The sequence below is a fragment of the Niallia sp. Sow4_A1 genome (assembly GCF_052116745.1).
GTDB lineage: Bacteria > Bacillota > Bacilli > Bacillales > Cytobacillaceae > Niallia > Niallia hominis.
On sequence record NZ_JBQKKM010000027.1, the window covers coordinates 39,002 to 65,631 of the forward strand.

Annotated in this window: 22 protein-coding genes and 1 pseudogene; all 23 read left to right on the plus strand. The window is 34.0% G+C overall.

The features are described from left to right. The first annotated feature begins 110 nt into the window (after positions 1-110). Positions 111-731, plus strand: coding sequence for a FadR/GntR family transcriptional regulator (locus ACTQ5K_RS15370; RefSeq protein WP_441131621.1), 621 nt, complete (start codon positions 111-113; stop codon positions 729-731). A gap of 69 nt (positions 732-800) precedes the next feature. Continuing rightward, positions 801-1,670, plus strand: coding sequence for an acetyl-CoA carboxylase, carboxyltransferase subunit beta (accD, locus tag ACTQ5K_RS15375; RefSeq protein WP_441131622.1), 870 nt, complete (start codon positions 801-803; stop codon positions 1,668-1,670). Continuing rightward, positions 1,664-2,617, plus strand: a complete 954-nt coding sequence (gene accA / locus ACTQ5K_RS15380; protein ID WP_441131623.1) for an acetyl-CoA carboxylase carboxyl transferase subunit alpha — start codon at positions 1,664-1,666, stop codon at positions 2,615-2,617. The genes accD and accA overlap by 7 nt, the downstream gene beginning before the upstream one ends. A gap of 556 nt (positions 2,618-3,173) precedes the next feature. Beyond that, a complete protein-coding gene (gene pfkA, locus ACTQ5K_RS15385) occupies positions 3,174-4,139 on the plus strand; it encodes a 6-phosphofructokinase (RefSeq protein WP_441131624.1) in 966 nt (321 codons plus the stop codon). Between the two features lie 121 nt (positions 4,140-4,260). Beyond that, entirely contained in the window at positions 4,261-6,021 is a 1,761-nt protein-coding gene (pyk, locus tag ACTQ5K_RS15390) for a pyruvate kinase (protein WP_441131625.1), read from the plus strand. Positions 6,022-6,326: 305 nt separating this feature from the next. Continuing rightward, entirely contained in the window at positions 6,327-6,716 is a 390-nt protein-coding gene (locus ACTQ5K_RS15395; protein ID WP_441131626.1) for an FxsA family protein, read from the plus strand. Positions 6,717-6,896: 180 nt separating this feature from the next. Beyond that, positions 6,897-8,639: a sensor histidine kinase gene (locus ACTQ5K_RS15400; protein ID WP_441994044.1), complete on the plus strand. Its 1,743-nt coding sequence runs from the start codon at positions 6,897-6,899 to the stop codon at positions 8,637-8,639. 2 nt (positions 8,640-8,641) lie between these two features. Further along, positions 8,642-9,427 (plus strand): response regulator transcription factor, encoded by a 786-nt coding sequence (locus tag ACTQ5K_RS15405; protein ID WP_441132191.1) that lies wholly within the window; start codon positions 8,642-8,644, stop codon positions 9,425-9,427. A 111-nt stretch (positions 9,428-9,538) separates the two neighbouring features. Beyond that, entirely contained in the window at positions 9,539-10,858 is a 1,320-nt protein-coding gene (locus ACTQ5K_RS15410) for an extracellular solute-binding protein (RefSeq protein ID WP_441132192.1), read from the plus strand. 206 nt (positions 10,859-11,064) lie between these two features. Continuing rightward, complete coding sequence (locus ACTQ5K_RS15415; RefSeq protein ID WP_441994045.1) at positions 11,065-11,943, plus strand: carbohydrate ABC transporter permease; 879 nt, start codon at positions 11,065-11,067, stop codon at positions 11,941-11,943. Positions 11,944-11,958: 15 nt separating this feature from the next. Further along, complete coding sequence (locus tag ACTQ5K_RS15420) at positions 11,959-12,855, plus strand: carbohydrate ABC transporter permease (RefSeq protein WP_441132195.1); 897 nt, start codon at positions 11,959-11,961, stop codon at positions 12,853-12,855. Positions 12,856-12,874: 19 nt separating this feature from the next. Beyond that, a complete protein-coding gene (locus tag ACTQ5K_RS15425) occupies positions 12,875-14,995 on the plus strand; it encodes a glycoside hydrolase family 52 protein (protein WP_441132197.1) in 2,121 nt (706 codons plus the stop codon). 173 nt (positions 14,996-15,168) lie between these two features. Further along, positions 15,169-15,813 (plus strand): YesL family protein, encoded by a 645-nt coding sequence (locus tag ACTQ5K_RS15430; protein WP_441132199.1) that lies wholly within the window; start codon positions 15,169-15,171, stop codon positions 15,811-15,813. 116 nt (positions 15,814-15,929) lie between these two features. Continuing rightward, positions 15,930-16,721, plus strand: coding sequence for a Nif3-like dinuclear metal center hexameric protein (locus ACTQ5K_RS15435; RefSeq protein ID WP_441994046.1), 792 nt, complete (start codon positions 15,930-15,932; stop codon positions 16,719-16,721). A gap of 307 nt (positions 16,722-17,028) precedes the next feature. Then, positions 17,029-17,991, plus strand: coding sequence for an ABC transporter permease (locus ACTQ5K_RS15440; protein ID WP_441994047.1), 963 nt, complete (start codon positions 17,029-17,031; stop codon positions 17,989-17,991). Between the two features lie 13 nt (positions 17,992-18,004). Next, the gene (locus ACTQ5K_RS15445) at positions 18,005-18,874 is read left to right on the plus strand and encodes a carbohydrate ABC transporter permease (RefSeq protein ID WP_031534880.1); all 870 of its coding nucleotides are present in this window, start codon (positions 18,005-18,007) and stop codon (positions 18,872-18,874) included. 120 nt (positions 18,875-18,994) lie between these two features. After that, positions 18,995-20,617: an ABC transporter substrate-binding protein gene (locus tag ACTQ5K_RS15450; RefSeq protein WP_441994048.1), complete on the plus strand. Its 1,623-nt coding sequence runs from the start codon at positions 18,995-18,997 to the stop codon at positions 20,615-20,617. 107 nt (positions 20,618-20,724) lie between these two features. Continuing rightward, a complete protein-coding gene (locus ACTQ5K_RS15455) occupies positions 20,725-21,432 on the plus strand; it encodes a DUF624 domain-containing protein (RefSeq protein ID WP_441994049.1) in 708 nt (235 codons plus the stop codon). Positions 21,433-21,462: 30 nt separating this feature from the next. Beyond that, the gene (locus tag ACTQ5K_RS15460; protein ID WP_441994050.1) at positions 21,463-22,140 is read left to right on the plus strand and encodes a GntR family transcriptional regulator; all 678 of its coding nucleotides are present in this window, start codon (positions 21,463-21,465) and stop codon (positions 22,138-22,140) included. Between the two features lie 160 nt (positions 22,141-22,300). Next, positions 22,301-23,713, plus strand: a complete 1,413-nt coding sequence (gene uxaC / locus ACTQ5K_RS15465) for a glucuronate isomerase (protein WP_441994053.1) — start codon at positions 22,301-22,303, stop codon at positions 23,711-23,713. A 33-nt stretch (positions 23,714-23,746) separates the two neighbouring features. Beyond that, positions 23,747-24,862 carry a mannonate dehydratase gene (gene uxuA, locus ACTQ5K_RS15470; protein WP_441994051.1) on the plus strand — a complete coding sequence of 372 codons (1,116 nt, stop codon included), beginning with the start codon at positions 23,747-23,749 and terminating at the stop codon, positions 24,860-24,862. Further along, positions 24,846-25,691 carry an SDR family oxidoreductase gene (locus tag ACTQ5K_RS15475; protein WP_441994052.1) on the plus strand — a complete coding sequence of 282 codons (846 nt, stop codon included), beginning with the start codon at positions 24,846-24,848 and terminating at the stop codon, positions 25,689-25,691. The genes uxuA and ACTQ5K_RS15475 overlap by 17 nt, the downstream gene beginning before the upstream one ends. A 155-nt stretch (positions 25,692-25,846) precedes the next feature. Beyond that, positions 25,847-26,413 (plus strand): annotated as a pseudogene (locus tag ACTQ5K_RS15480) (GH39 family glycosyl hydrolase); the annotation flags it as partial. Between the last annotated feature and the right edge of the window lie 217 nt (positions 26,414-26,630).

Below are 26,630 nucleotides of genomic sequence, written 5' to 3' on the forward strand. Positions count from 1 at the left end.
CAGACCACTTAGTGGAATTTTTTGGGGTTGGATTATTGTACTTATACTTTATTTATTTTCTAATTATATTTGCCCTATTATGGCAAGAAAGAAGTGAGTGATGACATAAGGTGAAAGAATCATCTTTAAAGGAATCCAAATTATATGTGGATATCGTCAATCATTTACGAGAAATGATTGATCAGAATGGTCTTAAGCCGGGGGACAAGCTTCCATCTGAACGGGTATTAAGTGAAACGCTAGGAGCTGGAAGATCGTCTATTAGGGAAGCCTTGAGGGCATTAGAGCTACTTGGACTTATTGAAACAAGAAAAGGGGAAGGAACCTTTCTTCGTGATTTCCAAGGTCATAAACTAGTAGAACTGATCAGTACATTTATCTTGCAGAATGATAAAGCAAAGAAAGATGTTTTGGAGACGAAGAATTATATTCAATTAAACGCTCTATATATTGCGATGGAAAAAATAACAGCAGATGAAATTGAATATTTAAAACAATGGGTGAAAGCGCAAGAACGATCAGAAAGTGAATTTTTCTTTCAGTTAATCAAAATAGCTGATAATTTTTTGGTCCATCGTTTATGGACAATTTTGAATGACTATTACCACTCCTTAACGATTCCTACAAAAAAATGGAGGAGGGAAGATTTCCTCCTTCTTTTAGATGCATTACATGATAAGGATCAAATGAAATTATGGGATGTGTATGGTAGTTACAATAACTTTAAATGAATAATGGTGCATGGAAATGACAGGAATCCGATTCAAATCTAAATTGTTACTTATGGGGAGGTTTCCATATTGATAAAGGGGATATTTTCGAAATCGAAAAAACTTAAATATGCTACATTGCCTTCAGAATTATCGAAAAATGAAGTTCCTGAAGGTATTATGACAAAATGTTCTAATTGTAAGAAAATAATGTATACACGTGAGCTACAGAAGAATTTAAAGGTTTGTTTGAATTGTGGGTATCATTTACCAATGAAAGCATATGAAAGAATGGATAGTATCCTTGATGAAGCAACTTTTATCGAACTAAATGAGGACATGAAAACAGGAAATCCGTTACATTTTCCTGGCTATGAGGATAAGATTGCTGGAGATATTAAGAAAACGAATATGAATGAAGCTGTTGTTACTGGCACTGGCGAAATAAATGGAAATAAAGTAGTAATAGCAGTAATGGATTCTTCTTTCCGAATGGGGAGTATGGGATCGGTAGTTGGAGAAAAAATAACGCTTGCTATTGAAAAGGCAGACGAGCTTTCAGTACCGTTTATCATTTTTACTGCTTCAGGTGGAGCAAGAATGCAAGAAGGCGTATTAAGTTTGATGCAAATGGCTAAAACGAGTACCGCATTAAAACGATTTAGTGATAACGGTGGTTTATATATAACGATTATGACACATCCAACGACAGGAGGAGTTTCTGCAAGTTTCGCCTCGCTTGGAGATTATAATTTTGCTGAACCAGGTGCATTAATTGGTTTTGCAGGACGTCGAATTATTGAGCAAACAATTGGAGAAGAACTTCCTGAGGATTTTCAAACAGCAGAGTTTTTACTAAAGCATGGTCAATTAGATGCAGTCATACCTAGATTAGAGTTAAAAGAAAAGCTTAGCTTAGTGCTGGAAATGCATCAAAATGGTGGTGATTTAGAGTGGTAGGATTAGATTTTGATAAGCCTATAAATGATTTGAAAGATAAAATTAAAGAGTTGAAAGATTTCTCGGAAAATGCAAATGTTGATTTAAGTACAGAAATTGAAAAATTGGAGCTTCGCTTAAAAAAACTTGAAAATGATATCTATGATAATATGAAGCCATGGGATAGGGTTCAGATTGCTAGACATCCAAATAGACCAACGACTCTAGATTATATCTCTCATTTATTTACAGATTTTATCGAGTTGCATGGCGATAGAGGATTTGGAGATGATGAGGCAATTGTAGGCGGAATTGCAAAATATAGAGGTTTGCCTGTAACAATTGTTGGTCATCAAAGAGGGAAGGATACGAAAGAAAATATCCGTAGGAATTTTGGAATGCCCCATCCAGAAGGATATCGAAAAGCGCTTCGTTTGATGAAGCAAGCGGATAAGTTCAATCGTCCCATTATTTGTTTTATTGACACAAAAGGTGCATATCCAGGTAAAGCTGCCGAAGAAAGAGGACAAAGTGAAGCCATTGCAAAAAATTTATTTGAAATGGCATCCATGCAAGTTCCAATTGTTTGTATCGTAATTGGGGAAGGTGGTAGTGGTGGAGCATTAGCTCTTGGTGTTGGTAACCATATCCATATGCTGGAGAATTCTACTTACTCGGTTATTACTCCTGAGGGTGCAGCATCTATTTTATGGAAAGATGCTGGACAGGCAAAACAAGCTGCCGAAAAAATGAAGATTACAGCTCCAGACTTAAAAGGATTAGGTATTATCGATTCGATTATAAGAGAAGTCAAAGGTGGAGCACATCATGATATAAAAGAACAAGCAGTGCAAATCGATGAGGTTTTATATGCATCTCTGAAAGAATTAAAAGCGATGACAAAGGAAGAACTTGTGAATCATCGTTATAATAAGTTTAAAAATATCGGAGCATATAAAAATAGTTAAAACGCTAATAACAAGCATTAAGACTGTAGACATAGATAAAAACTGTCTACAGTCTTTTTGATGAAACTATAGGAGTAACTATTTAGAATTTACGCTTTCAGTTGTATGTAGGGTAAAACTAGTGAATGCTAGACATAATTTTACAATAAACTAAGAAAACATATACATAAAAAAAAGTGAAATGTGTATGATAAAACTGTTTAAATGATTTTGTTCTTATGGTTTAAAGTGATAGAAATAGGGAAAGATCAAAAATACGTATTATTATAAAACGATTTCAATTTGCTGATTATTCCGTCTTTTATTTTTTTCATAGTTTAAGTTGAGATGCGCGATTCTTCATGATATGGTAGTATTGTTTAATGGAGAATTGGATACAAATATCGGGAATTAATAGAGGATAAACAATTTCTAGATTAATTTACAAAAGTTAGCATTACATAAAATTATATATGTAAATTTTGTGAAAAATGTTGCAGACAGATAATTTGTTATATAATAGTATATGTATGTTATGCTACATAATTTATTTGTTAAGAAATTATGAGGTGAGGAAATGACAGTTAAAAGAATTGGTGTATTAACAAGTGGCGGTGACGCACCTGGAATGAACGCTGCCGTTAGAGCAGTAGTTCGTAAAGCGATTTTTCATGGAGTAGAAGTATATGGAGTTATTGGTGGTTATGCGGGACTAATTAGCGGCAACTTCAGAAAGTTAGAAGTTGGTTCTGTTGGCGATATAATTCATCGTGGTGGAACATTCCTTTTTTCTGCACGTTGTGAAGAATTCAAAACAAAAGAAGGACAACAAAAAGGAATTGAGCAATTAAAAAAACATAATATTGATGGTCTTGTTGTTATTGGCGGAGACGGATCTTATATGGGTGCGAAGGCGCTTACAGAACAAGGTTATCCTTGTGTGGGCGTTCCTGGTACAATTGATAACGATATACCTGGAACAGAATTTACCATTGGCTTTGATACAGCACTAAACACAGTTATTGATGCAATTGATAAAATCCGTGATACTGCAACTTCTCATGAAAGAACATTTATTATTGAAGTTATGGGGAGAAATGCTGGCGATATCGCATTATGGGCTGGTTTAGCTGGTGGTGCTGAAACAATTCTTATCCCTGAAGAAGGCTTTAATTTAGAAGAGATTGTTGGCAGATTGAAAAAAGGGCAAGAACGCGGCAAAAAACATAGTATTCTTGTCGTTGCTGAGGGTGTTGCAAGTGGTGTTGAAATTGGTAAATTAATTGAAGAAAATACCGATTTCGATACACGTGTATCTGTGTTAGGTCATATGCAGCGTGGTGGTTCCCCTACTGCTCAAGACCGTGTATTAGCGAGCCGCCTAGGTGCTTATGCAGTTGAGCTTCTTGTAGAAGGTAAAGGTGGTCGAGCTGTAGGTATCGAGAAAAATCAACTTGTTGATTATGATATCATTGAAGCTTTAGCGCGTAAACATACGATTGATAGTAATTTATATCACTTATCAAAGGAATTATCTATTTAATAAATCGATAGGAATTTATGATTATCTCGTATATTTAATTGTACAGATAACTCATAAATTCCTAAAATGCTGTGAAATTAGCTATTATTTTTTTACTATTATTTATCGGAGGTAATTATTAATGCGTAAAACAAAGATTGTATGTACTATTGGTCCTGCAAGTGAAAGCGTGGAAAAATTAACGCAATTAATGGAAGCTGGAATGAATGTTGCTCGCCTTAACTTTTCTCATGGAGATTTTGAAGAGCATGGTGCTAGAATAAAAAATATTCGTGAAGCAGCAGAGATTACTGGAAACAATATTGCGATTCTTTTAGATACGAAAGGTCCAGAAATCAGAACAAATAACATGAAAGACGGCGCAATTGAATTAGTTGCTGGAAATGATATCATCGTTTCTATGACAGAAGTGGAAGGTACTACAGAAAAGTTCTCTGTTACTTATGTAGGATTAATTGATGATGTTGAACCAGGTAGCAAAATTTTATTGGATGACGGCTTAATTGGTCTAGAAGTAACGAAAATAGATAAATCAGCTGGTGAAATACATACAAAAATCTTAAATTCAGGAACATTAAAAAACAAAAAAGGTGTTAACGTTCCTGGGGTAGCTGTAAAGCTTCCTGGTATGACTGAAAAAGATGCAAATGATATTCGTTTTGGTATTGAACAAGGAATTGATTTTATCGCAGCATCTTTTGTACGCCGTGCATCTGATGTTTTAGAAATTAAACAATTATTAGAAGATAACAACGCTTCTCATATCCATATTATTCCAAAGATTGAAAACCAAGAAGGTGTGGATAATATTGATGAAATTTTAGAGGTTTCTGATGGATTAATGGTTGCTCGTGGTGATTTAGGAGTAGAAATCCCTGCTGAGGAAGTACCATTAGTACAAAAATTATTAATTAAAAAATGTAATACTTTAGGAAAACCTGTTATTACTGCAACACAAATGTTAGATTCTATGCAACGTAATCCACGTCCTACTCGCGCAGAAGCAAGTGACGTAGCAAATGCAATCTTTGATGGCACAGATGCAATTATGCTATCAGGTGAAACAGCTGCAGGATCCTATCCAGTAGAAGCTGTACAAACAATGAATAATATTGCTTCAAGAGCAGAAGAAGCATTAAATTATAAAGAAATATTATCTAAACGCAGCAAAGATTCTGAGCATTCCATTACTGATTCAATCGGACAATCTGTTGCCCATACAGCATTAAATTTAGAAGTAAAAGCAGTAATTACACCAACTGGTAGCGGTCACACTGCAAGAATGATTTCTAAATACCGTCCAGAAGCTCCAATTGTCGCTGTGACATATGATGCAAGTATTCAAAGACAATTAGCGCTAGTTTGGGGAGTATATCCACGCCTAAGCCAAAAATCAGAATCAACAGATGAAATGCTAGATGTAGCAGTTCAAGAAGGTGTTAACAGCTCTATTGTTACACATGGTGATTTAGTAGTTATTACAGCAGGTCTTCCTGTTGGAGAAGCAGGTACAACAAACATCATGAAAATTCATGTAATTGGAGATGTACTTGCTAAAGGACAAGGAATTGGCCGTAAGACAGCATTTGGTAAAGCTGTAATCGCTACTAGTGCTAAAGAAGCACTAGATAAAGTTAAATTTGGTTCAATTCTTGTGACAAATGCAACGGATCGGGATATGGTACCTGCATTAGAAAAATGTAGTGCGGTAATTGTTGAAGAAGGCGGCTTAACAAGCCATGCAGCTGTTGTAGGTTTAAACATTGGGATTCCTGTTATCGTTGGAGTAGAAAACGCAACAAGTATCTTAAAAGATGGACTAGATATTACTGTTGATTCCCGTAGTGGATATGTTTATAGCGGACATGCTAGCGTACTATAAAAAATGATTAAAAGAAGAAGAATATTCTTGCTCATAAGGCAAGGGATATTCTTCTTTTTTTATAGCTAGGAAAGATTAGCATTTGGATGAAAGCCATGATAGCAGTTGGAAAGAAAAATAGAGTAAATAGAGTTTCATCCTCACCGCCCATTGAAACATTACACCTCCTAGAGATCGCCTCAGCCTAATCACCCCAAATAATATTTCTATAAATAAACAGTAGGACGAAAGGCGGTCTACTATCACCAGCAAAGGAATAAAGGTATAATATAAGTAGGTAGACAAGAGAAGGGCGGTGACAATTTTTGCGAAATTTTTTCATTAGCTTGCTACTATTGCCAATAATAGAGCTTATAATCTTTCTCTTAGCAGGGAATTTAATTGGAATACCAGAAACTTTATTTGTTGTAATAGGAACAGGAATTCTTGGAGCTATGTTATTAAAGAAACAGGGATTAAAGGCAATTCGTAATGTGCAGGTTCAATTAAATCAAGGAATCGTGCCTGGAGACGCTATACTAGATAGCTTTTGCGTTTTAATTGGGGGATTACTATTACTTTTCCCTGGATTCTTAACAGATATTGTAGGAGCTATTATGTTAATTCCTCCTACAAGAAGAAGCGTAAAGCTACTCTTAATGAGGGGCATACAAAGAAAGTTGCAAAAGAAAAATAGAGTAACAATTATTCAATAAGTATAGACAAAAAGGAATAAATAATGATATATAGTAATAAAGAAAGAGTCTGAACTTCTTACAAAAGAATGGAACAGACTCTCTTTTTTTGTAACTAATGTTTATTTGTATAACGAATAAACAAAGTTTGTGATTATTTGGTATAATAATGGTGCAAATAAAGAGAAAGGCGATAAATAGATGCTCAATTTATTAAGAAAATGGAATACATTAAGAAATCAAATCTTGTTTGTTTTTTTATCTGTTATGATAGTCGTTCTTTTATTTGTTAGTATATTGATATTTAATCAGGTATCTTCATTATTAGAAAATAATGCTGAAAAACAAATACAGCAAGTGGCAGTCGAAGCAAATGGCAGAATCGAAACCTTATATGAACAATTAAATATGGCATCAAAGCTTGTAGCCACTAATGATAAAGTACAAAAGCTTTTGACGAAAGAATATGATCAAAAACATGTAACTTTTCAAGAGAAACAAGATTTGATGGGGACGGTTAATACAATAACCGCTAATTCAGATGGCATTTTTTCCTTTCAATTATTTACTAGGAATCATACGCGAATTTTGCCTCTGGATGATGCCAATCTAATGACTAGTCTTGAAACTAGATGGGTGAAAAAGGCGGATGACGCAAAAGGAAGTCTTGTATGGATTGGTGAGGATCCCAATGACAGCAATTATTTTCTGGTTATCAGAAGGGTAAACCTATTTAATCGAAGCTTTGCAAATGGAGGATATTTACTTTTTAGTATTTATGGTAATTATTTTAAGTTTGCAAATCAAACGCTTACAGATGAAACAAATCAATATTTTATGCTTTTAGATGAAACAAATAAACCGATTATTACAAATTTTGAGCAATCAAGTAAGTCAATCGTGGAAAGTGATAGAAAAATTGTTCGAATAAATGAAAAGGATTACATGATTACCAAGAATTTTTCCCATGTAACTGGTTGGACAGTACTAATCCTAACTCCCTTCAATACGTTAACAGAAGGAATAACTGTGGTACGAACAAGCATCCTTTTAGCTGGATTTATTGGACTACTAATATATTTCGTCTGCTCTTTTTTTCTATCCAATATTATTACTAGACCAATTATTCGGTTAACAAATACGATGAGATTTGCAAGTGAAGGCTCTTTGCCATCGACACCTAATATCTCTTCTGTAAATGAAATAAACGAATTAAACAGTACATATAATCAGCTTGTAAAAGAAACCAATCATTTGATTACAATGGTATATCAAAAGGAAATAATTCGAAGCCGTAGTGAATTAAGAGCACTGCAAGCTCAGATTAATCCTCATTTTTTATTTAATACTTTAGATGCCCTTCATTGGACATTAGAGGAGAAAGAGGAGGAAGAGCTGGCTGAACTTGTTGTTACGATGTCTAATTTATTTCGATATACTATTTCTCGGTCCTCAGAGGATGAGTGGGTCCGTATAAAAGATGAAATAGAACATATCGAGGACTATATGGAAATAATGAAAATGCGATTTGGAGAGCAGTTAACATGGCATATAAAGCTACCTAAAGCGTTTGAAGAAGTACGAATTCCTAAATTTTTAATACAGCCATTAGTTGAAAATGCTGTATTACATGGAGCAGAAAATAAGCTTGGCCAATGTACAGTTGATGTTATTGTTGAACAAGCAGAGGAGAAAAACAGAATAAGAGTTAGTATTAGAGATGATGGAATTGGCATCAATGCGTCTAAATTAAAAAGTATTAAAGAATCAATGGAAAAAGGAGGCATTACATCTACAGCAGGCAAGGGAATGGCTCTTTCCAATGTATATAAAAGACTTACACTCTATTATCAGGAAAGGCAACATAAGGGACTAATTATTGAAAGTATTGAAAATAAAGGAACACTAATTTCTTTTGAAATTCCAAAAGATGGAGGGATGTAAAAATGAATACGAAAACAATATTGATTGTCGATGATGAGCCAAGATCAAGGGAAGGGATAAAAAAAACATTAGAGAACTGGTCTAACGGCCAATTTCAAATATTATTGGCAGCAAATGCGGAAGATGCAATTGAAATCATAAAAAAACAAAAAGTAAACATCCTTATAACGGATATTCGTATGCCGAGAATAACTGGTATAACGATGTTAAAAACGATAAAAAGTCAAGAACATCTACCTGTAGTTATTGTTATCTCTGCCTATTCTGAATTTGAGTATGCCCAAGAAGCTCTTCGATTAGGTGTTATCAATTATTTACTTAAGCCAATAAGTAAAAAGAAACTAATAGAAGCAGTGGAAGATGCTATTACGATCGATAAAAATAGAGAAAGAGCCAATATTATCTCAAAAGTTGTTGATGACAAGTTAATTGATGCCACCGTAACGAATGAATCCCCTCGAGAACCAATACAGAAGGCATTGAAATATATTGATAAGCATTTAAAAGAAGATTTAAATCAACGTGAAGTAGCTGACCATGTTTTTTTAAATCCAAGTTATTTTAGCGTGCTGTTCAAGGAAGAAATTCATTTAACATTTAGTGAATATATAACGAGAAGGAGAATTCAGCATGCTAAAAATCTACTTATGTCAACAAAGCTTTCCATTGCTGATATTGCAGAAGAATCAGGATATAAAACCCCTAAATATTTTATAAAAATTTTTAAAGAATTAGAAGGAATAACACCGAGTGCCTATCGAAAAGTAAATTTTGAAAGGGCTTTCTAAAAATAGTTGAACTTTTTCTAATCATTGTTACCTTTTTTCGGAAATCCAATGATGATAGACTTTAATTGTAAGAAAGAAATAAATAAATAGAATGTATAGGGGGTAGTTATAATGTTTCATAGAAAAGCAATGTCAGCATTACTATCGATTGCTTTATTAATGGTTTTAGTTTTAGCAGGCTGTTCTTCATCCACTTCTTCTAATAATGAAAGCGCTTCAGACGGTGATGGTAAAACAGTTATTAAATTTATGCATTTGTGGCCAGAGGGAAGTTCAAAAGCTCAGTTCACAATTGTAAACGATATCATTAAGCAATATGAAAAAGACCATCCAGATGTGAAAATTCAAACGGAAATACTAGGAAATGAGCAATATAAAGATAAAATTAAAGTATTATCAGCTTCTAATGAGCTTCCAGACGTTGGAGTTACATGGGCAGCAGGATACATGCAGCCATTTGTTAAGGGTGGAATGTTCGCATCATTAGATGATGTCATTGATAGCAATTTTAAAGATCAATTTGTAGCAGGTACAACAGAAGCCTTTGCTATGGATGGTAAAACATATGGACTTCCACTTGAATTAAATATTACACCTGTATATTACAATAAAGAAATCTTTGAAAAATATAATTTAGAAGTTCCTGAAACATATGATGAGTTCTTGAATGTTGTAAAAACACTAGCAGATAATGATGTTACTCCAATAACTTTAGGTAATAAAGATCGTTGGACTGGTTCAATGTGGTATATGTACTTAGCAGATAGAATTGGTGGACCAGAAGTATTAACAAATGCGATTAATCGTAGTGGAAGCTTTGAAGATCCAGCACTTGTTCAAGCTGCAGAAGAAATTAATAAATTAGTAGATATGGGTGCATTTGTAAAAGGATTTAACGGATTATCCAATGACGAGGCAAAAGGATACTTTATGAACGAACAAGCTGCTATGTATTTAATGGCTACTTGGGAGTTGCCAAACTATACAACAAGCCCAGATGTTACACAAGAATTTAAAGATAAAGTTGGATACTTTAAATTCCCAACTTATGAAGGCGGTAAAGGCGATATTAACAGCTTTGTAGGTGGTCCTGGTGTTGGACTGTTTGTTTCTGAAAAATCTAAAGTAAAAGAAGAAGCGAAAGATTTTGTAGCATATCTAGTCCAAGAATGGGGCAAAACCTCTGTTAAAGATGCAGGAGTTATCCCAGCAACTGTTGTAGATACTTCCAATATTGATCTTGATCCAATGTATATTGATATTTTAAATGATCTAGGAGAAGCATCTAACTTAACATTATATGCTGACGTTCAAATGAGCTCAAGTGTTGCTCAAGTTCATTTAGATATGATCCAATCACTATTTGGCGGTCAGGCAACACCAAAAGAATTTACAACAAAGCAAGAAGAAGCGTTAGCTGAGGAAGAATAACAAATAAATAGTGGAATCCATCATAGGGAAATAGATGGATTCCACTATTTAAAAATAATCATTTGATTAGGATATTCACATTATTGATTTTTAAGAGAAGGCTTTGTTGAACGATAATATTGGTTTGAGAAAAAATTCACATTAGAAGACCCAATATTATCATTTGACAAAGCCCTTACAAATCAATAAGGAGGGAGAGCAGAAAAATGAAAAATGTGATGTCGAATAAATGGGTAATCACTCTGTATGTGCTCCCTGCACTGTTGCTCATTTTAATTTTAATCTATATTCCTATTGTATTAACAGGATATTATGGCTTAATGGATTGGGACGGTATAGGGGCTAAGACCTTTATTGGGCTAGAAAATTATATAGAGCTCATGAAAGATAAAATGTTCTGGACTAGTACGTATCATTCGGTTTTATTAGCAGTATTTTCTGCAATAAGCCTAGTAGCATATTTAGTAATCTCGTTAATTTTAGCAAGTAAGATTAAGGGAGCAGGATTTTTACGCAAAATTTACTTAATTCCAATGCTATTATCCTCTGTAGCGATTGCTCAGTTATGGTTAAAAATTTTCGATCCAACAAACGGAATGCTGAACAAGCTTTTGGAAATGTTTGGAGTGGAAAATACACCGATTTGGCTTGCAGATCCTAATTTGGTCCTATATTCGATATTCATTCCAATTGTATGGCAATATGCAGGATTTTATATCATTATTTATTATGCAGCTTTAAAAGGGGTGCCAGATGAAATTATTGAGGCAGCTAAAATTGACGGAGCTACCCCCTTACAAATTGCTTATAAAATAAAGCTCCCACTGATTGCTCCAGTAATAAAAGTAACGATAGTCTTAGCAATTGTAGGTTCATTAAAATACTTTGATTTAATCTATGTAATGACTGGCGGCGGACCTAATGGTGCTAGTGAAGTAATGGCATCTTATATGTATAAGGAAGCATTTAAAACATATAATTTTGGCTATGGTAGTGCTATTGGCTTTGCGTTATTAGTAATCTGCCTAGTGATGACATGGGTGATACAAAAATTAACAGCATCAAAAGAAGATGCTCAGTATTAAAGGAGAGAGAGGATCATGAGTGAAGTAGTTGTACAAAAAAATAATAAAACTAATTTATCCACATCTCCTAAAACAAGAGGATCAATTGGAAGTAAAATAGGATACGGAATTTTGTATCTAGTACTAGGAATAATTGCCATTTTTCAAATATATCCACTTATTTGGTTATTCTTCTTTTCTTTAAAAACGAATCAAGAAGTTTTTGGCTTATCTCCATTTGCTCTTCCAAAAGATCCACAGTGGGAGAACTATGTAAAAGTATGGACTCAAGGGAATATAAGCCAATATTTCTTTAATAGTGTGTGGATTACTATTGTCGCAGTAGTTTTAACGGTAATTCTAGCAAGCTTTGTTACTTTTGCAATAACAAGAATGCATTGGAAACTAAGTAAACTTGTTCTTGGATTGTTTATGGTTGGAATTATGATTCCATTGCATTCCACCTTAATTCCTTTATTTAGTTTCTTTAATCAATTGCAACTAATCGATAATCCGATTTCAATTATCATATCGTATACAGCGTTTAACCTACCGCTTACCATCATGATTTTATTAGGATTCTATCAAGCGTTACCACGTGAACTGGAAGAAGCAGCTGTAATGGATGGTTGTTCGATCCATCGCATATTCTTTCAAATCACACTACCAATGACAACTCCTGTTATGGCAACAGTTGTTATTATCAATATGATTTATAACTGGAATGAATTTGTATTCGTTAATACGTTCATTAGTTCTGATAAATGGAAGACTTTAACCGTAGGTGTTAATAATTTCGTAGGTCAATATTTAACAGATTGGGGAGCTATTGGCGCTACCTTGATGATAAGTATTATTCCAATTCTAATTGCTTTCATCATCCTAAGTAATAAGATTGTCGAAGGATTAGCTGCCGGCTCTGTAAAAGGATAAAAAGGAGGAAATAATCACGATGCCAAAAAATTTATTTTTTAATGCTCATCATTCTCCAATAGGAGCGTTCTCTAGCTTTACGCTAGGATTTCCTGGAGCTGGTGGTGGATTAGATTTAGAATTAGGTCGTTCTCCAAAGCAAAATATTTATATTGGTGCTGAAGCTTTAGATAAAGAAGGGACATATGAAGCTTTTCCGTTCTTTGCATATCAAGCCGATGATGAAAGTAAGAGATATGATATTGAAAATATGGACCCAGATCCTGATAAGCCTAATATAATTTTTCCTATCTCTAAAGATAAAATAAAACGTAATTTTCAACTTGGAACAGATACATGGGAATCAGAGGATCTAACTTTTACTATTTATTCCCAAGTAGAAGGTGTTCCAGATCCAAAAGCTGCAAATGAAGAAGAATTGAAAAGTACTATTTTGCCAGCTGTACTTGCTGAATTGACAGTAGATAATACAAACGGAGCAAGAAATAGACGTGCTTTTTTCGGCTATCAGGGGAGTGATCCTTATTCATCGATGCGAAGAGTCGATGATACAATGGATGGTTTTGCAGGTATTGGTCAAGGCAGATTGACTGCTATTGTATCCAATAATTCTGATGTGAAATCAGCAATGCACTTTAGTTTGGAAAATATTCTAACAACTCCTGAAGAAGAGAATTGGACATTTGGATTAGGACCTTTAGGAGCACTTGTTATGGATGTTCCAGCAGGAGAAAAAAGAACATACCAATTTGCCATCTGTTTTTATAGAGGTGGGATTGTAACTGCAGGAATGGATACTTCTTATTACTATACAAACTTCTTTAATAATATCGAGTCTGTTGCTGAATATGCGCTTGAAAACTTCGATTTACTTGCAGACAGAGCGAAAAATGCGAATAAAAAAATAGATAGTACAAATCATTTATCGGAAGATCAAAAATTTATGTTGATTCACTCGATTCGCAGCTATTATGGATCTACACAATTGTTAGATTATAATGGTGAACCCTTCTGGGTAGTGAATGAAGGGGAATATAGAATGATGAATACATTTGATTTAACGGTTGATCAAATTTTCTTTGAGCTAAGAATGAATCCATGGACAGTAAAAAATGAATTAGATATGTTTGTCCAACGATTTAGTTATCAAGATACTGTTCGTTTTCCAAATGATGATACAGAATATCCTGGTGGGATAAGTTTTACTCATGATATGGGTGTAGCAAATACAATTTCTCGTCCGCAATACTCATCCTATGAGTTGTATGGACTTGATGGTTGCTTCTCGCATATGACCCATGAACAGCTAGTAAACTGGGTATTATGTGCTGCCCTTTATGTTCATCATACAGGTGATCAAAAATGGTTGGATGCAAATCTGGAGATAGTGGAACAATGTTTTAAAAGTATACTAAACAGAGATCATCCAGAACCTGATAAGCGAAATGGTTTAATGGGGCTAGATTCTTCAAGGGTAATGGGCGGTGCGGAAATTACCACTTATGACAGTCTTGACGTGTCGTTAGGGCAAGCGCGAAACAATATTTATCTTGCAGGAAAAATATGGGCTTCCTATATTGCACTTGAAAAAATATTTACGGAAAATGAAAGAGAAGATTTAGCTAAGCTTGCAGGTGAGCAAGCAGAAAAATGCGCAGCAACTATTGTCGAGCATGTTACCGAAGATGGGTATATTCCAGCTGTCATTGGAGAAGGAAATGACTCGAAAATTATCCCTGCAATAGAAGGACTGATTTTCCCATACTTAACAAATTGTAAGGAAGCGTTAGATGAACACGGACGATATGGCACCTATATTCAGGCATTAAAGACACATCTTGAAACAGTGTTAACAGAAGGTGTTTGTCTATTTGAGGATGGAGGATGGAAAATCTCCTCTACAAGTAATAATTCATGGCTAAGCAAAATTTATTTATGCCAATTTATCGCTCGAGAAATTCTAGACTGGGAATGGGATGAAAAAGGGGCAAAAGCAGATGCTGCACATGTAGAATGGCTAACACATCCTGAGTTATCTGTTTGGAGCTGGAGCGATCAAATAATAGCAGGTGAAATCGCAGGAAGTAAATACTATCCACGGGGAGTAACTAGCATCTTGTGGTTGGAGGAACAGCATTAAAAAGTAACTATGGTGAAAAAAGCATTCCTAGGGAAAGGGGGAATGGGAGCTTATGTAGCCCCATTTCCTTTATTTACAGTTATTTGCCAGAGAGATTTACTCTTAGTTTGCAAGAAAGATAATAAAGATTAGGCAGAAAGTTAGCAGGAAAGAAGAAAGTAGAGGGGAATTGCATGTCAACAAAACCAATGGGAAAATTATATACCATCTGTGAATGGATTATGAAGCTAGCCTATATTAATTTACTATGGATTATGTTCCTATTAAGTGGATTAATTTTATTCGGTTTTATGCCTGCGACAGTAGCATTATTTACTGTTGTTCGGAAATGGTTTATGAAAGAAACCGAGATACCCATCTGGAAAACATTCTTCTCTGTCTATAAAAGTGAATTTATCAAAAGTAATGGTTTTGGCATAGTATTTGCAATGGCTGGAGCGATGTTGTATCTAGATTACTATCTAATTTTAAATCTAGAGGGAATAATCAGTATTATATCAACAAGTATCTTATTACTAATTTCTTGCTTGTATATTATTACACTTTTATTCTTCTTTCCTGTATATGTTCATTTTCAATTAAATTTTATCGCGTATTTTAAATATTCTTTTTTTCTAGGGGTATTAAATCTCCATCTATTGATTCTAGTAATCCTTGGAGTAGCTGCAGATATTTTTCTATTAATTTATTTACCTGGTCTTCTACCATTTTTCAGCGGTGTTTCAATAGCTTGTATACTAATGTCAGGTGGTCTATTCATTTTTCAGCGATTGCAAAACCAGAAAACAAACAATCATCACGGAATAAGTAGAGTTTGAGACGAAATTTATCGTGAAAGAAAAATTTATAGAAAAACTTGTAAAAAAACAGTTTGTATATTGAATGAACGAACTTAATCATGGTATAATTTGATTAACTTGATGGGGGAGATAGAATGACGAATATTCAAAGAGTAATTGAAAAGTTAATCGAACCTGCAAGAAGATTTGAATCAACAACGGATATATTAGTAAAAGGTTCAGCTAATGTTGATGTTGAAGGAATTGTAATCGCATTCATGCTTACGCAAGAAGTATTAGAAAAAGCAATTTCTATTGGAGCAAATATGATTATTACACATGAAGGTCCCTTTTATAGTCATGATAATTGGAAAGAGGCATATGCTGAAGATCCAATTTGTAATGCAAAACTCCAAGTAATAGAAGAAGCAAATATTAATATTTTTCGCTTTCATGATTATTTTCATCGCTACACTCCAGATGGAATTATGGTCGGTTTGATTCGAAAGCTTGAATGGGAGAAATATGTTGAAGAGAACCAGCCTACTGCAACTATTTTAACCATTCCAAAGAAATCGGTTATGGAGATAGCAATGTATGTAAAGGAAAAGCTTGGCGCTCCTTTTGTTAAAGTTGTTGGTGATCAGTTCATGGAATGCGAAAGAATCGGAGTGCTGGCAGGTTATCGAGGTGGAGGAGAATTAGTCATTCCTTTATTTCAGAATCAACACCTAGATTTAGTTATAGCAGGTGAAGGTCCAGAATGGGAAGCTCCAGAATATGTAAGGGATGCTATCCATCAAAGAGAAAAAAAGGCACTTATTATGATTGGTCATGCAGTTAGCGAAGAACCTGGAATGGAGTACCTCCAATCATTAGTTCAAGCATACTTTCCACATATTCCAGTTCATTACTTCAAAGAAAAGCCATTGTATCAAATTTATTAAATATTTAAAAAGATAATCGCTTTTTAGGTATACTACCATACTAGTATTTTTCTAAAAAAATACAATCTTATCACTCTCAATCTCTTCATTTAATTGTTTCATCTCAAATTTTCTATAACATTATATCCTTTACATAATAGCATTTCGTAATTTGTAACATTACTTCTAAAATTTGTAAAAGTAAGCGCTTTATAAAGGAAGTGTATTTGCTTCATCTTCGTAAGATGAGGCTTTATAATAGTCAAATACTTCTTAAAGAATTTGTATATGACTAAAAAGTTACTAATAACAGAAATGGGGGGTCCTAATGGAAACTGAAGTAGTTCATGCACAGGTAAAAACTACTAGTAAGCCAAAAAGAAACAAATTTAAGACTTTGAAGATTGCTATACGAAAAGATTGGCAGCTTTATTCTTTGTTAATATTGCCAATCATCTATTTATTAATCTTTAAGTATGGTCCTATGTTAGGAAATGTTATCGCTTTCAGAAGGTATATGCCAGGCGGTAAGATTTATGGCGAGCAATGGGTCGGTTTGTATTATTTTCAAATGTTTATTGAAGATCCAGTTTTTTGGAATGTATTTAAAAATACTTTTATTTTAGGTGGATTAACACTGCTATTTTGTTTTCCAATGCCGATTATTTTTGCTCTTCTTTTAAATGAAGTGAAGTCAAAAAAATTCAAAAAGTTTGTACAGACTGCTTCTTATTTACCGCATTTTTTATCTATCGTTATAATTGCAGGGATGGTTTTACAATTAACCGCATTAAACGGTTCGATCAATGCAATAGTAGAATTTTTCACAGGAGATAAAATAAGCTTTATTCAAAGTCCAGAATGGTTTAGGACCATTTATGTTACATCAGAAGTATGGCAAGGAATGGGATGGGGAGCCATTCTTTACTTGGCAGCCTTAACAACTATTGATGAATCCCTCTATGAAGCAGCGAAAATAGATGGTGCAAATCGTTGGAAACAGACACTGCATATTACGATTCCTGGTATCTTACCGACAATTGTTACCCTATTAATTCTAAATATAGGAAGCTTTCTAGCGGTTGGCTTTGAAAAAATCTTATTGATCTATAATCCTTTAACATATGAAACTTCCGATGTTCTTTCTACTTATCTATACCGGGTTGGTCTAGAGTCTAATAATTTCAGTTATGCTGCAGCGATTGGATTATTTGAATCTATTATTGGATTAATACTTGTTTTAACGGCTAATAGTATTTCAAGAAAACTTACAGAAAGAAGTTTATGGTAGGAGGGGAGACTAGATGAAAGAATCGAAGCAGTATAAAATCTTTAAAGTCTTTAATGTTTGTATTCTATTAGTAATCATTTTTTGTACGCTATATCCGTTTATAAATGTTGTGGCACAGTCATTTAGTAGTGAGTCCTATATTAATTCAGGACAGGTAAATTTATTGCCAAAAGGTTTTAATGTAGATACCTATCAAAAAGTTCTTAGTGATGATATGTTCTGGATAAATTATAAAAATACAGTTGTTTATACAATAGTGGGGACAATCATATCCATGTTTTTAACAACTATATTTGCATATGCACTTTCAAAAAGAAGATTGGTAGGCCGCAGGTTTTTAACAGTGTTTGCCGTTTTTACCATGTTCTTTAACGGAGGCTTGATTCCAAACTATGTATTAATCAATGCATTGGGCTTCGGTAATACGATGTGGGCAATTGTTATCCCTGGAGCAATTAGTATTTACAATATGCTAATAATGAAATCCTTTTTTGAAAATATGCCGGAAGAATTAGAAGAGGCAGCTTCCATTGATGGTTTAAACACATACGGTATTTTATTAAAAATAGTATTGCCGCTAAGTAAAGCGGTAATTGCCACAATGGTATTATTCTATGCGGTTGCATATTGGAATTCTTGGTTTAGTGCTTTCATTTATTTAGATAAAAAAGAATTATTTCCAGTAACAATTTACTTAAGAAATATGATTGCAGGGGCAACAAGCGCTATGTCAGCAGGAGCAACGTCGGCAGACAACTTAACACAGATTTCCGCCAACATTAAAGCCGTAACAATGGTTTTAACCATTTTACCAATACTGTCTGTTTATCCATTTGTACAAAAATACTTTGTTTCTGGTGTCATGCTCGGCTCTGTTAAGTAATAAAACAGGGTCGCTAGCTAACTGGAATTCAGCGTAGTTATTTTTCGAAGAAGTGTTTACAATGCCATATCTTGAGAAAATACCTACGCTTTTCCTATATATATAAGGGGAGGAAATACCATGAAGAAAAGTTTAAAAAAGGTTGGGTTATTTCTAAGTTTATGTATGTTTGTACTTATTGCCGCTGCGTGTTCTGATGATGATGCGGCAAGCACAGAAGTATCTACAAAAGGAGCTATGGAATCGTACTCGGTTGGAGATACATTTAAAGCTACAGAACCATTTAAATTACCAATCTTATATATGGAACAGTCTACATATCCTTACGATAAAGATTGGCTACTATGGGAGAAAATAACAGAAATTACGAACGTTACTTTAGAACCAACAATCGTACCTTTGAGTGATTATACGCAAAAAAGAAGTTTGTTGATTAGTTCAGGTGAAGCACCATTATTAATTCCAAAAACATATCCTGGCGAAGAAACTGCGTTTGTTTCTTCTGGTGCTGCACTTCCGGTAAGCGATTACATTGATAAAATGCCTCATTTAAAAGATAAAATAGAAAAATGGAACCTAGAAGAAGAGATAGATACTTTACGACAACAGGATGGAAAGTTTTATGTCCTTCCAGGTTTGCATGAAGAAGTTTGGCCAGATTATACATTGATTGTTAGAACAGATGTCTTTGAAGAAAATAATATTGATATACCAACAACTTGGGATGAACTATATATAGCAATGAAGAAGTTAAAAGAAATCTATCCAGACTCTATTCCGTTCTCCGATCGTTTTAAGTTTGATAGTACCCTAAATATTGCTGCAACAGGCTTTGGAACAAAGGCCGGTTGGGGATATGGAAATGGATTATCTTATATAGAGGAACAAGATGAATTTGTTTATGCACCTACTACAGATGAATACAAAGAATTAGTAACTTATTTCCATAAACTAGTAGATGAAGGACTGTTAGATGAAGAGAGTTTCACACAGACTGATGAACAAGCAACGCAAAAATTTGTAACTGGAAAGTCCTTTATAATCAATGGTAACTCACAAACTATTAATTTACACCGCACAGATATGGATAAAACATTAGGAAAAGGAAATTATTCTATTTCAAAAATAACAGTTCCTGGTGGTCCGGCAGGTCAATTAATGGCAGGTTCTCGATTAGAAAATGGTGTTATGATTTCTTCAAAAATAAAGGAAAGTGAATATTTTGAAGCAATTCTGCAGTTTGTTGACTGGTTATATTATAGTGATGAGGGTCAAGAATTCGCTAAATGGGGAGTGGAAGGAACAACATTTACAAAAGAAGATGGAGTAAGAACATTAACGGAAGACGTCACATATAACGGTCTAAATCCAGAAGGAACAAAAGATTTACGTGTGGATTATGGATTCTCAAATGGGGTTTTTGCATATGGGGGAACAACAGACTTACTTCAATCTATGATGAGTGAAGAGGAAATTAAATTCCAAAACGATATGAAAGCAGTGAAAACAACAATTCCAGCAGAACCAATTATTCCGTATTCTGTAGAAGATAGAGAAAGAGCTACTTTACAAAGCACACCTTTAAAAGACTATACGACTCAAAACACATTAAAGTTTATTTTAGGTACCCGTGATTTAAGTGAATATGATGCTTTTATTAAAGAGCTAAAAAGTCAAGGGTTAGATCAATATGTGGAAACAGCAAATAAAACATACCAAGAATATAAGAAGAATAATAAATAATAGATGAAGAATTGATGAGGTATCCTATAGCGACTAGCAATAAGGATACCTTATCCTATCTATTTTTTCATTAGGACATTTCTTTATTCTGAAAGAAGGTGAAAGGCATGGAACATAAAAAAGAGTTTGGACAAGGAATCTTATTTACATTCAGCAATTACGTATATTGGATATTATTAACGAATATTTATTTTGTAGCAACAAATGCAATATTCATTTTTTTCTTCATGACATTAACACCAACGTTCTCTAATATCGGTTTGTATGTTCTTGCATTAATTCCGTCTGGTCCTGCTATATCAGGATTGCTTTATTCCATGGAGAAATTAGTGAGAACGAAGGAACTGTCACCCACTGCGGACTTTTTCTATGGCTATCGATCAAATTTAAAAGGCACGTTTTTTACTTGGACAATAATCCTTGCCGTATACTTTGTTTTACTCATCGATTTACAATACCTTCGAATAACAGTAACTGCAGTCAATCAAATGATTTTTATCGTATTGCTTGTACTTACTCTTATTTGGACAATGCTTAGTATCAATATGTTAATGATCAATGCAAGGTTTACTTTTCGGATAAGAGATTTAGTAAAGTTATCTGCCTTTTATCAGTTTACTAAATTTAAAGAAACGATAGGCAATATATTGATATTATTTTTAGTTGCTTTTGTAACAGTATGGACGACTGATTTTTTAGTGATTTTTATTGCAAGTTTGATTGCAATGGGGATGACATTTAATTCTAAGGCGATGTTATGTCATATTGAAAGTAATTTTCTAAAGAAGACAGGAAACAGTGATACAAGTGTATAGGATTCATAATTCAAACAAAGGAGAATAAAAATGTTAACTACGCAAGGAGTGAGGGTTTCTTCAAGAGATTACTCCTATAATATCTTAAAAGAAAAAATTATGAGTTTGGAATTAGAACCAGGTACGAAGATATCTGAAAAAGAAATTGCAGATGAGCTTAATGTAAGCAGAACTCCTGTTAGAGAAGCATTTATGAAGCTAGCACAAGAGGAATTGCTTGATGTTATCCCTCAATATGGAACGATTGTATCAAGAATAAATTTAGAGCATGTAGAAGAAGGTCGCTTTATTAGAGAAATGGTGGAAAAGGAAATTGTGATACTGGTAAGTAAGGATTTTCCAGAAGTATTTCGTTTTCGATTAGAAAGTAATATTAGAATGCAAGAACTTTGTATGGAACAAAATAATTTTCAAAAAATATTTGAACTAGATGAGGAATTTCACCAATTATTATTTGCTGCCTGTAGAAAAGAACGAACATGGAATATGCTTCAGCTTCTAAATAGTCATTTTAAGCGATTACGACTCCTCAGATTTTCTAGTGATACAAATTGGGAAATAATCATTAATCAACATAAGTCCCTTTATCAACTAATTACGAATAAGGAAGGAGAAAAGGCAAGTGAAATAATGGAGAAACATCTTCGGCTAGCCTTTTTAGAACAGCATGTTTTAAAGGAAAAGTATCCAAATTACTTTATTGGCTAAAAAATATTTAAGCTTTGTGTAGTAGGGAAAGAAAATTTTTATTTTATCCATATAGATAGGTAGAGGATATGTTTTAAAGGTGAAGGATATGGATTATCCAAAGAAAAAGCATTGACTGTTTCTGTATTTCTTATATTCAGATAAGGAGAGAGGGAGAGTGTTGATGAAAGTAATAGAAGAAGATTTTTTATTACAAAATGAATCTGCAAAAGTACTATATCATGAATATAGTAAGTCCATGCCAATAATTGATTATCATTGCCACTTAAGTCCAAAAGAAATAGCAGAAAATAAATCCTTCGATAATATTAGTGAGCTATGGTTAGCAGGAGATCATTATAAATGGAGAGCAATGCGATACTTCGGAATAGAGGAGGACTATATAACTGGCAAGGCAAGTAATTATGAAAAGTTCCAAGCTTGGGCAAAAGTTCTTCCTTATAGCATAGGAAATCCTTTATATCATTGGTCCCAATTAGAATTAAAGCGATACTTTCAGATTGACACTGCATTGAATGAAGATACTTGCGATGAAATCTGGAATATTTGTAATGAGAAGCTTAAGCATAAAGAATATACTGCCCAAGGATTTATTGCTAAATCTAATGTCGAAATGATTGGGACAACAGATGATCCTTTAGATGATTTAGAATATCACAGCATGATAAAGGAAAATTCGGAGATTAAAACAAAGGTTCTTCCTTCTTTTCGACCTGATTCTTTACTTGAAATTAATCAAGAATCATTCCTTTCTTATATAAGAAATTTGGGGAAGAAAACAAATACTAGCATTACAGATTACGAGATATTTCTAAAAGCGATTAGAAAACGTATTGATTATTTTCATCAAAAAGGATGTAGAATTGCTGATCATGGGTTGGAAGAATTGCCATATGAAGAATGCACGTTAGGAGAGGTAAGTCGTATTTTTCTGGCAAAGCTAGAAGGAGCAACCATTTCTAAACAAGAAGAAATTAAGTTTAAAACGTATACATTCTTATACCTTGGACAGTTATATTCTTCCTTAGGATGGGTGATGCAACTGCATATTGGAGCAAAGAGAAATAATAATAATCGTATGTTTCAGTCATTGGGGGCTAATACAGGCTATGATTCCATTAATGATTTTACTTTAGCAAGACCACTTAACCAATTTTTAAATAGCTTGGATAAAGATAATCAATTGCCAAAAACAATCCTATATTCGTTGAACCCTAATCATGGTCCAATCATTGCCTCAGCCGCAGGAAACTTTCAAGCAGCAGGGGTGAAGGGGAAAATACAAAGTGGAGCTGCATGGTGGTTTAATGATCATAAAGATGGAATGAGAAATCAAATGAAAGATTTAGCCAATATAGGGATTTTGTCAACATTCATTGGAATGTTAACAGATTCGAGAAGTTTTTTATCCTACACCCGGCATGAGTATTTTAGAAGAATTCTTTGTAATCTGCTAGGGAACTGGATAGAAAATGGAGAGGTCCCAAAAGATTATGATTTTATTGGAAAATTAGTTCAGGATATTTCCTATTTTAATGCAAAAAATTATTTTGAGATTAATGGAGATAATTGATAAAAAGAGATGACTTTCTAGGAGGATTCATAAGTGAAGGTAGCATTTAGATGGTTTGGTAGAGAAGATGATAGTGTTTCATTAGAGCATATTAGACAAATACCTGGAATAGATGGGGTAGTTGGAGCATTGTTTGATATTCCAGTTGGAGAGGTTTGGCCAGAAGATAGGATTATGGAGTTAAAGGAAGAAATCAATAGAAATGGTATGAGTTTAGAAGTTATTGAGAGTGTTAATATTCATGAAGACATTAAACTTGGACTTCCATCAAGAGAAAAATATATTGAAAATTATAAGCAAACGATTCGTAATCTAGCAAAAGCTGGAGTGAAGGTTATCTGTTATAATTTTATGCCGATTTTTGATTGGACGCGTTCAGATCTAGCAAAGGAACTTCCTGATGGGTCGACTGTTTTAGCATATGAAAAGGGGAAAATAGAATCGATTGAACCAATGGCTTTAATGGAGCAAATGGAGAACTTATCAAATGGTTATTCATTGCCAGGGTGGGAACCGGAAAGACTTAAATCCATTAAGTATCTATTTCAATTATATAAAAATGTAACAGAAGAAGATCTATTTAACCATCTTCAGTATTTCTTAGAACAAATCATTCCAGTTGCAGAAGAATGTGATATAAAAATGGCTATCCACCCAGATGATCCGCCATGGTCTGTTTTTGGTTTGCCTAGGATCGTTCTTTCAAAGAAAAATTTAGACAGAATTATTAAGTTAGTAGATAGTCCATCTAATGGTTTAACAATATGCTCGGGTTCTTTAGGAGCAAATCCTAATAATGATATTCCTGATATATTACGACATTTTTTGAAAAAAGAACGTGTACCTTTTGTGCATATTCGGAATATCAAAATTGCAGAAAATGGAGATTTCGAGGAAACATCCCATAGAAGTACGGAAAATGGCACGCTTGATTTATATGAAATAGTTAAGACGCTACATGATTATGAATTTAAAGGTTATTTCAGACCAGATCACGGTAGAATGATTTGGGGAGAAAAGGCAAGACCTGGTTATGGTCTTTATGATCGAGCTTTAGGAATAATGTATATATTAGGAATTTGGGATAGTTTGGAAAATGGTGAAGCAATCAAACAGAAAGGGGAAGACAAAAATGTTGCCTTTAATTGAAAATCTATCAGGGAAAGTTGCAGTTATTACTGGCGGTGGAGGAGTACTATGTAGTTGTATGGCAAAGGAGTTAGCTAGACAAGGTGTAAAAGTAGCACTGCTTAATCGTACGTATGAAAAAGCTCAAAAGGTAGCAGAAGAAATAAATATCGCAGGTGGAACAGCTATTGCAGTTGCATGTGATGTAGTCGATGTCCATAGTGTAAAAGAAGCAGAGAAAATTGTATACGAAACTTTTGGGAACTGTGACATTTTAATTAATGGGGCGGGAGGAAATCATCCAAAGGGGGTTACATCAGAGGAAATTCTTCGTGTGGAAGATTTAGATAAAGAAGGGATTACGAGTTTCTTCGATTTAACAATTGAGGGATTTTCATTTGTATTTAATCTAAATATTATCGGAACATTAATTCCTACACAAATATTTTCTAAGCAAATGCTTGGAAAAAGTGGGACTGTCATAAATATCTCTTCTATGAGCGCGCCAAGTCCAATGACAAAAGTACCTGCCTATAGTGCAGCAAAGGCGGGGATTGAAAATTTTACCAAATGGCTTGCTGTTCATATGGCTGAAACCGGTATCAGAGTAAATGCCATTGCTCCTGGCTTCTTTCTTACGAAGCAAAATGAAGGGTTGCTCAAAAACTCTGATGGCACTTATACAGACCGTACGAAAAAAATACTGGCACATACACCAGTAAGAAGATTAGGAAGACCAGAGGATTTATTGGGAACCTTATTGTGGCTAGTTAATGAAGAAACAAGTGGTTTTGTTACCGGGACCAGCGTTCCAGTTGATGGAGGATTTATGGCTTACTCAGGAGTGTAACTGCTGAAGCTCTTAAAACAATATTTCCTGGGGAATTTCGACATTTACAAAAGATTGAAACTATCCTGAAGAGTAAAAATAAAATGAAAAGGATGATATTTTACTAGAAAATATTTCTGGAAATGTATGTGAACAAAAGAATAGGAGAGAAGGAAATGAAACCTATTATTGTAGCAGCAAAAAGAAAGGGAAAATTAACAGGAAATTGGAAGTACTGTATCGGAACAGGAAGGCTGGGATTGGCTCTTCAGAAAGAATATCTTGATCATTTAAAAATAATCCAGGAGAAAATAGGTTTTAAATATATAAGAGGGCACGGGCTGCTTTCTGATGATGTTGGTATTTATCGGGAAATGATGATAGGAGATGAAGTGAAGGTATTTTATAATTTTACTTATATTGATCGTATCTTTGATTCCTTTCTTGATTTGAATCTACGCCCGTTTATTGAATTTGGTTTTATGCCGGAATTGTTAGCTTCTGGTGATCAAACAATTTTTTATTGGAAAGGAAATGTTACACCGCCGAAAGATTATCAAAAGTGGAGTGATTTAGTTACAGCGGTAGTAGAGCATTTTATCGAAAGATATGGAGTAGAGGAAGTAAAAAAATGGCCATTTGAGGTTTGGAATGAGCCTAACTTAGTGAATTTTTGGAAGGACGCAGATAAGCAAGAATATTTTAAACTATATAAAGTAACGGCATTAGCAATAAAAGCTGTGAGATTGAGTCAAGTTTTTGTGGGAGTTTTTTATAGCTCCCTTTTTATAAAGTAAAACTTCTAATTTTGTATCCGTTTTCTAAATGTTTTCTTTTATCAAAATTTCGTTTTTTTCTTTTTTAAAAACCTTTTAATCCCTGTAAGGCAAAGTGAATGGGTTTTCCAATCGCCTGATTTAAGTATGGTATGTTCTGACGCACGGTTTCTGTTACTAATTT

Excerpts from the sequence above, each read along its gene's own strand:
- pfkA (WP_441131624.1), top strand. The coding sequence starts at position 3,174 with ATGACAGTTAAAAGAATTGGTGTATTAACAAGTGGCGGTGACGCACCT.
- pyk (WP_441131625.1), top strand. The coding sequence starts at position 4,261 with ATGCGTAAAACAAAGATTGTATGTACTATTGGTCCTGCAAGTGAAAGC.
- ACTQ5K_RS15400 (WP_441994044.1), top strand. The coding sequence starts at position 6,897 with ATGCTCAATTTATTAAGAAAATGGAATACATTAAGAAATCAAATCTTG.
- ACTQ5K_RS15405 (WP_441132191.1), top strand. The coding sequence starts at position 8,642 with ATGAATACGAAAACAATATTGATTGTCGATGATGAGCCAAGATCAAGG.
- ACTQ5K_RS15410 (WP_441132192.1), top strand. The coding sequence starts at position 9,539 with ATGTTTCATAGAAAAGCAATGTCAGCATTACTATCGATTGCTTTATTA.
- ACTQ5K_RS15415 (WP_441994045.1), top strand. The coding sequence starts at position 11,065 with ATGAAAAATGTGATGTCGAATAAATGGGTAATCACTCTGTATGTGCTC.
- ACTQ5K_RS15420 (WP_441132195.1), top strand. The coding sequence starts at position 11,959 with ATGAGTGAAGTAGTTGTACAAAAAAATAATAAAACTAATTTATCCACA.
- ACTQ5K_RS15425 (WP_441132197.1), top strand. The coding sequence starts at position 12,875 with ATGCCAAAAAATTTATTTTTTAATGCTCATCATTCTCCAATAGGAGCG.
- ACTQ5K_RS15430 (WP_441132199.1), top strand. The coding sequence starts at position 15,169 with ATGTCAACAAAACCAATGGGAAAATTATATACCATCTGTGAATGGATT.
- ACTQ5K_RS15435 (WP_441994046.1), top strand. The coding sequence starts at position 15,930 with ATGACGAATATTCAAAGAGTAATTGAAAAGTTAATCGAACCTGCAAGA.
- ACTQ5K_RS15440 (WP_441994047.1), top strand. The coding sequence starts at position 17,029 with ATGGAAACTGAAGTAGTTCATGCACAGGTAAAAACTACTAGTAAGCCA.
- ACTQ5K_RS15445 (WP_031534880.1), top strand. The coding sequence starts at position 18,005 with ATGAAAGAATCGAAGCAGTATAAAATCTTTAAAGTCTTTAATGTTTGT.
- ACTQ5K_RS15450 (WP_441994048.1), top strand. The coding sequence starts at position 18,995 with ATGAAGAAAAGTTTAAAAAAGGTTGGGTTATTTCTAAGTTTATGTATG.
- ACTQ5K_RS15455 (WP_441994049.1), top strand. The coding sequence starts at position 20,725 with ATGGAACATAAAAAAGAGTTTGGACAAGGAATCTTATTTACATTCAGC.
- ACTQ5K_RS15460 (WP_441994050.1), top strand. The coding sequence starts at position 21,463 with ATGTTAACTACGCAAGGAGTGAGGGTTTCTTCAAGAGATTACTCCTAT.
- ACTQ5K_RS15475 (WP_441994052.1), top strand. The coding sequence starts at position 24,846 with ATGTTGCCTTTAATTGAAAATCTATCAGGGAAAGTTGCAGTTATTACT.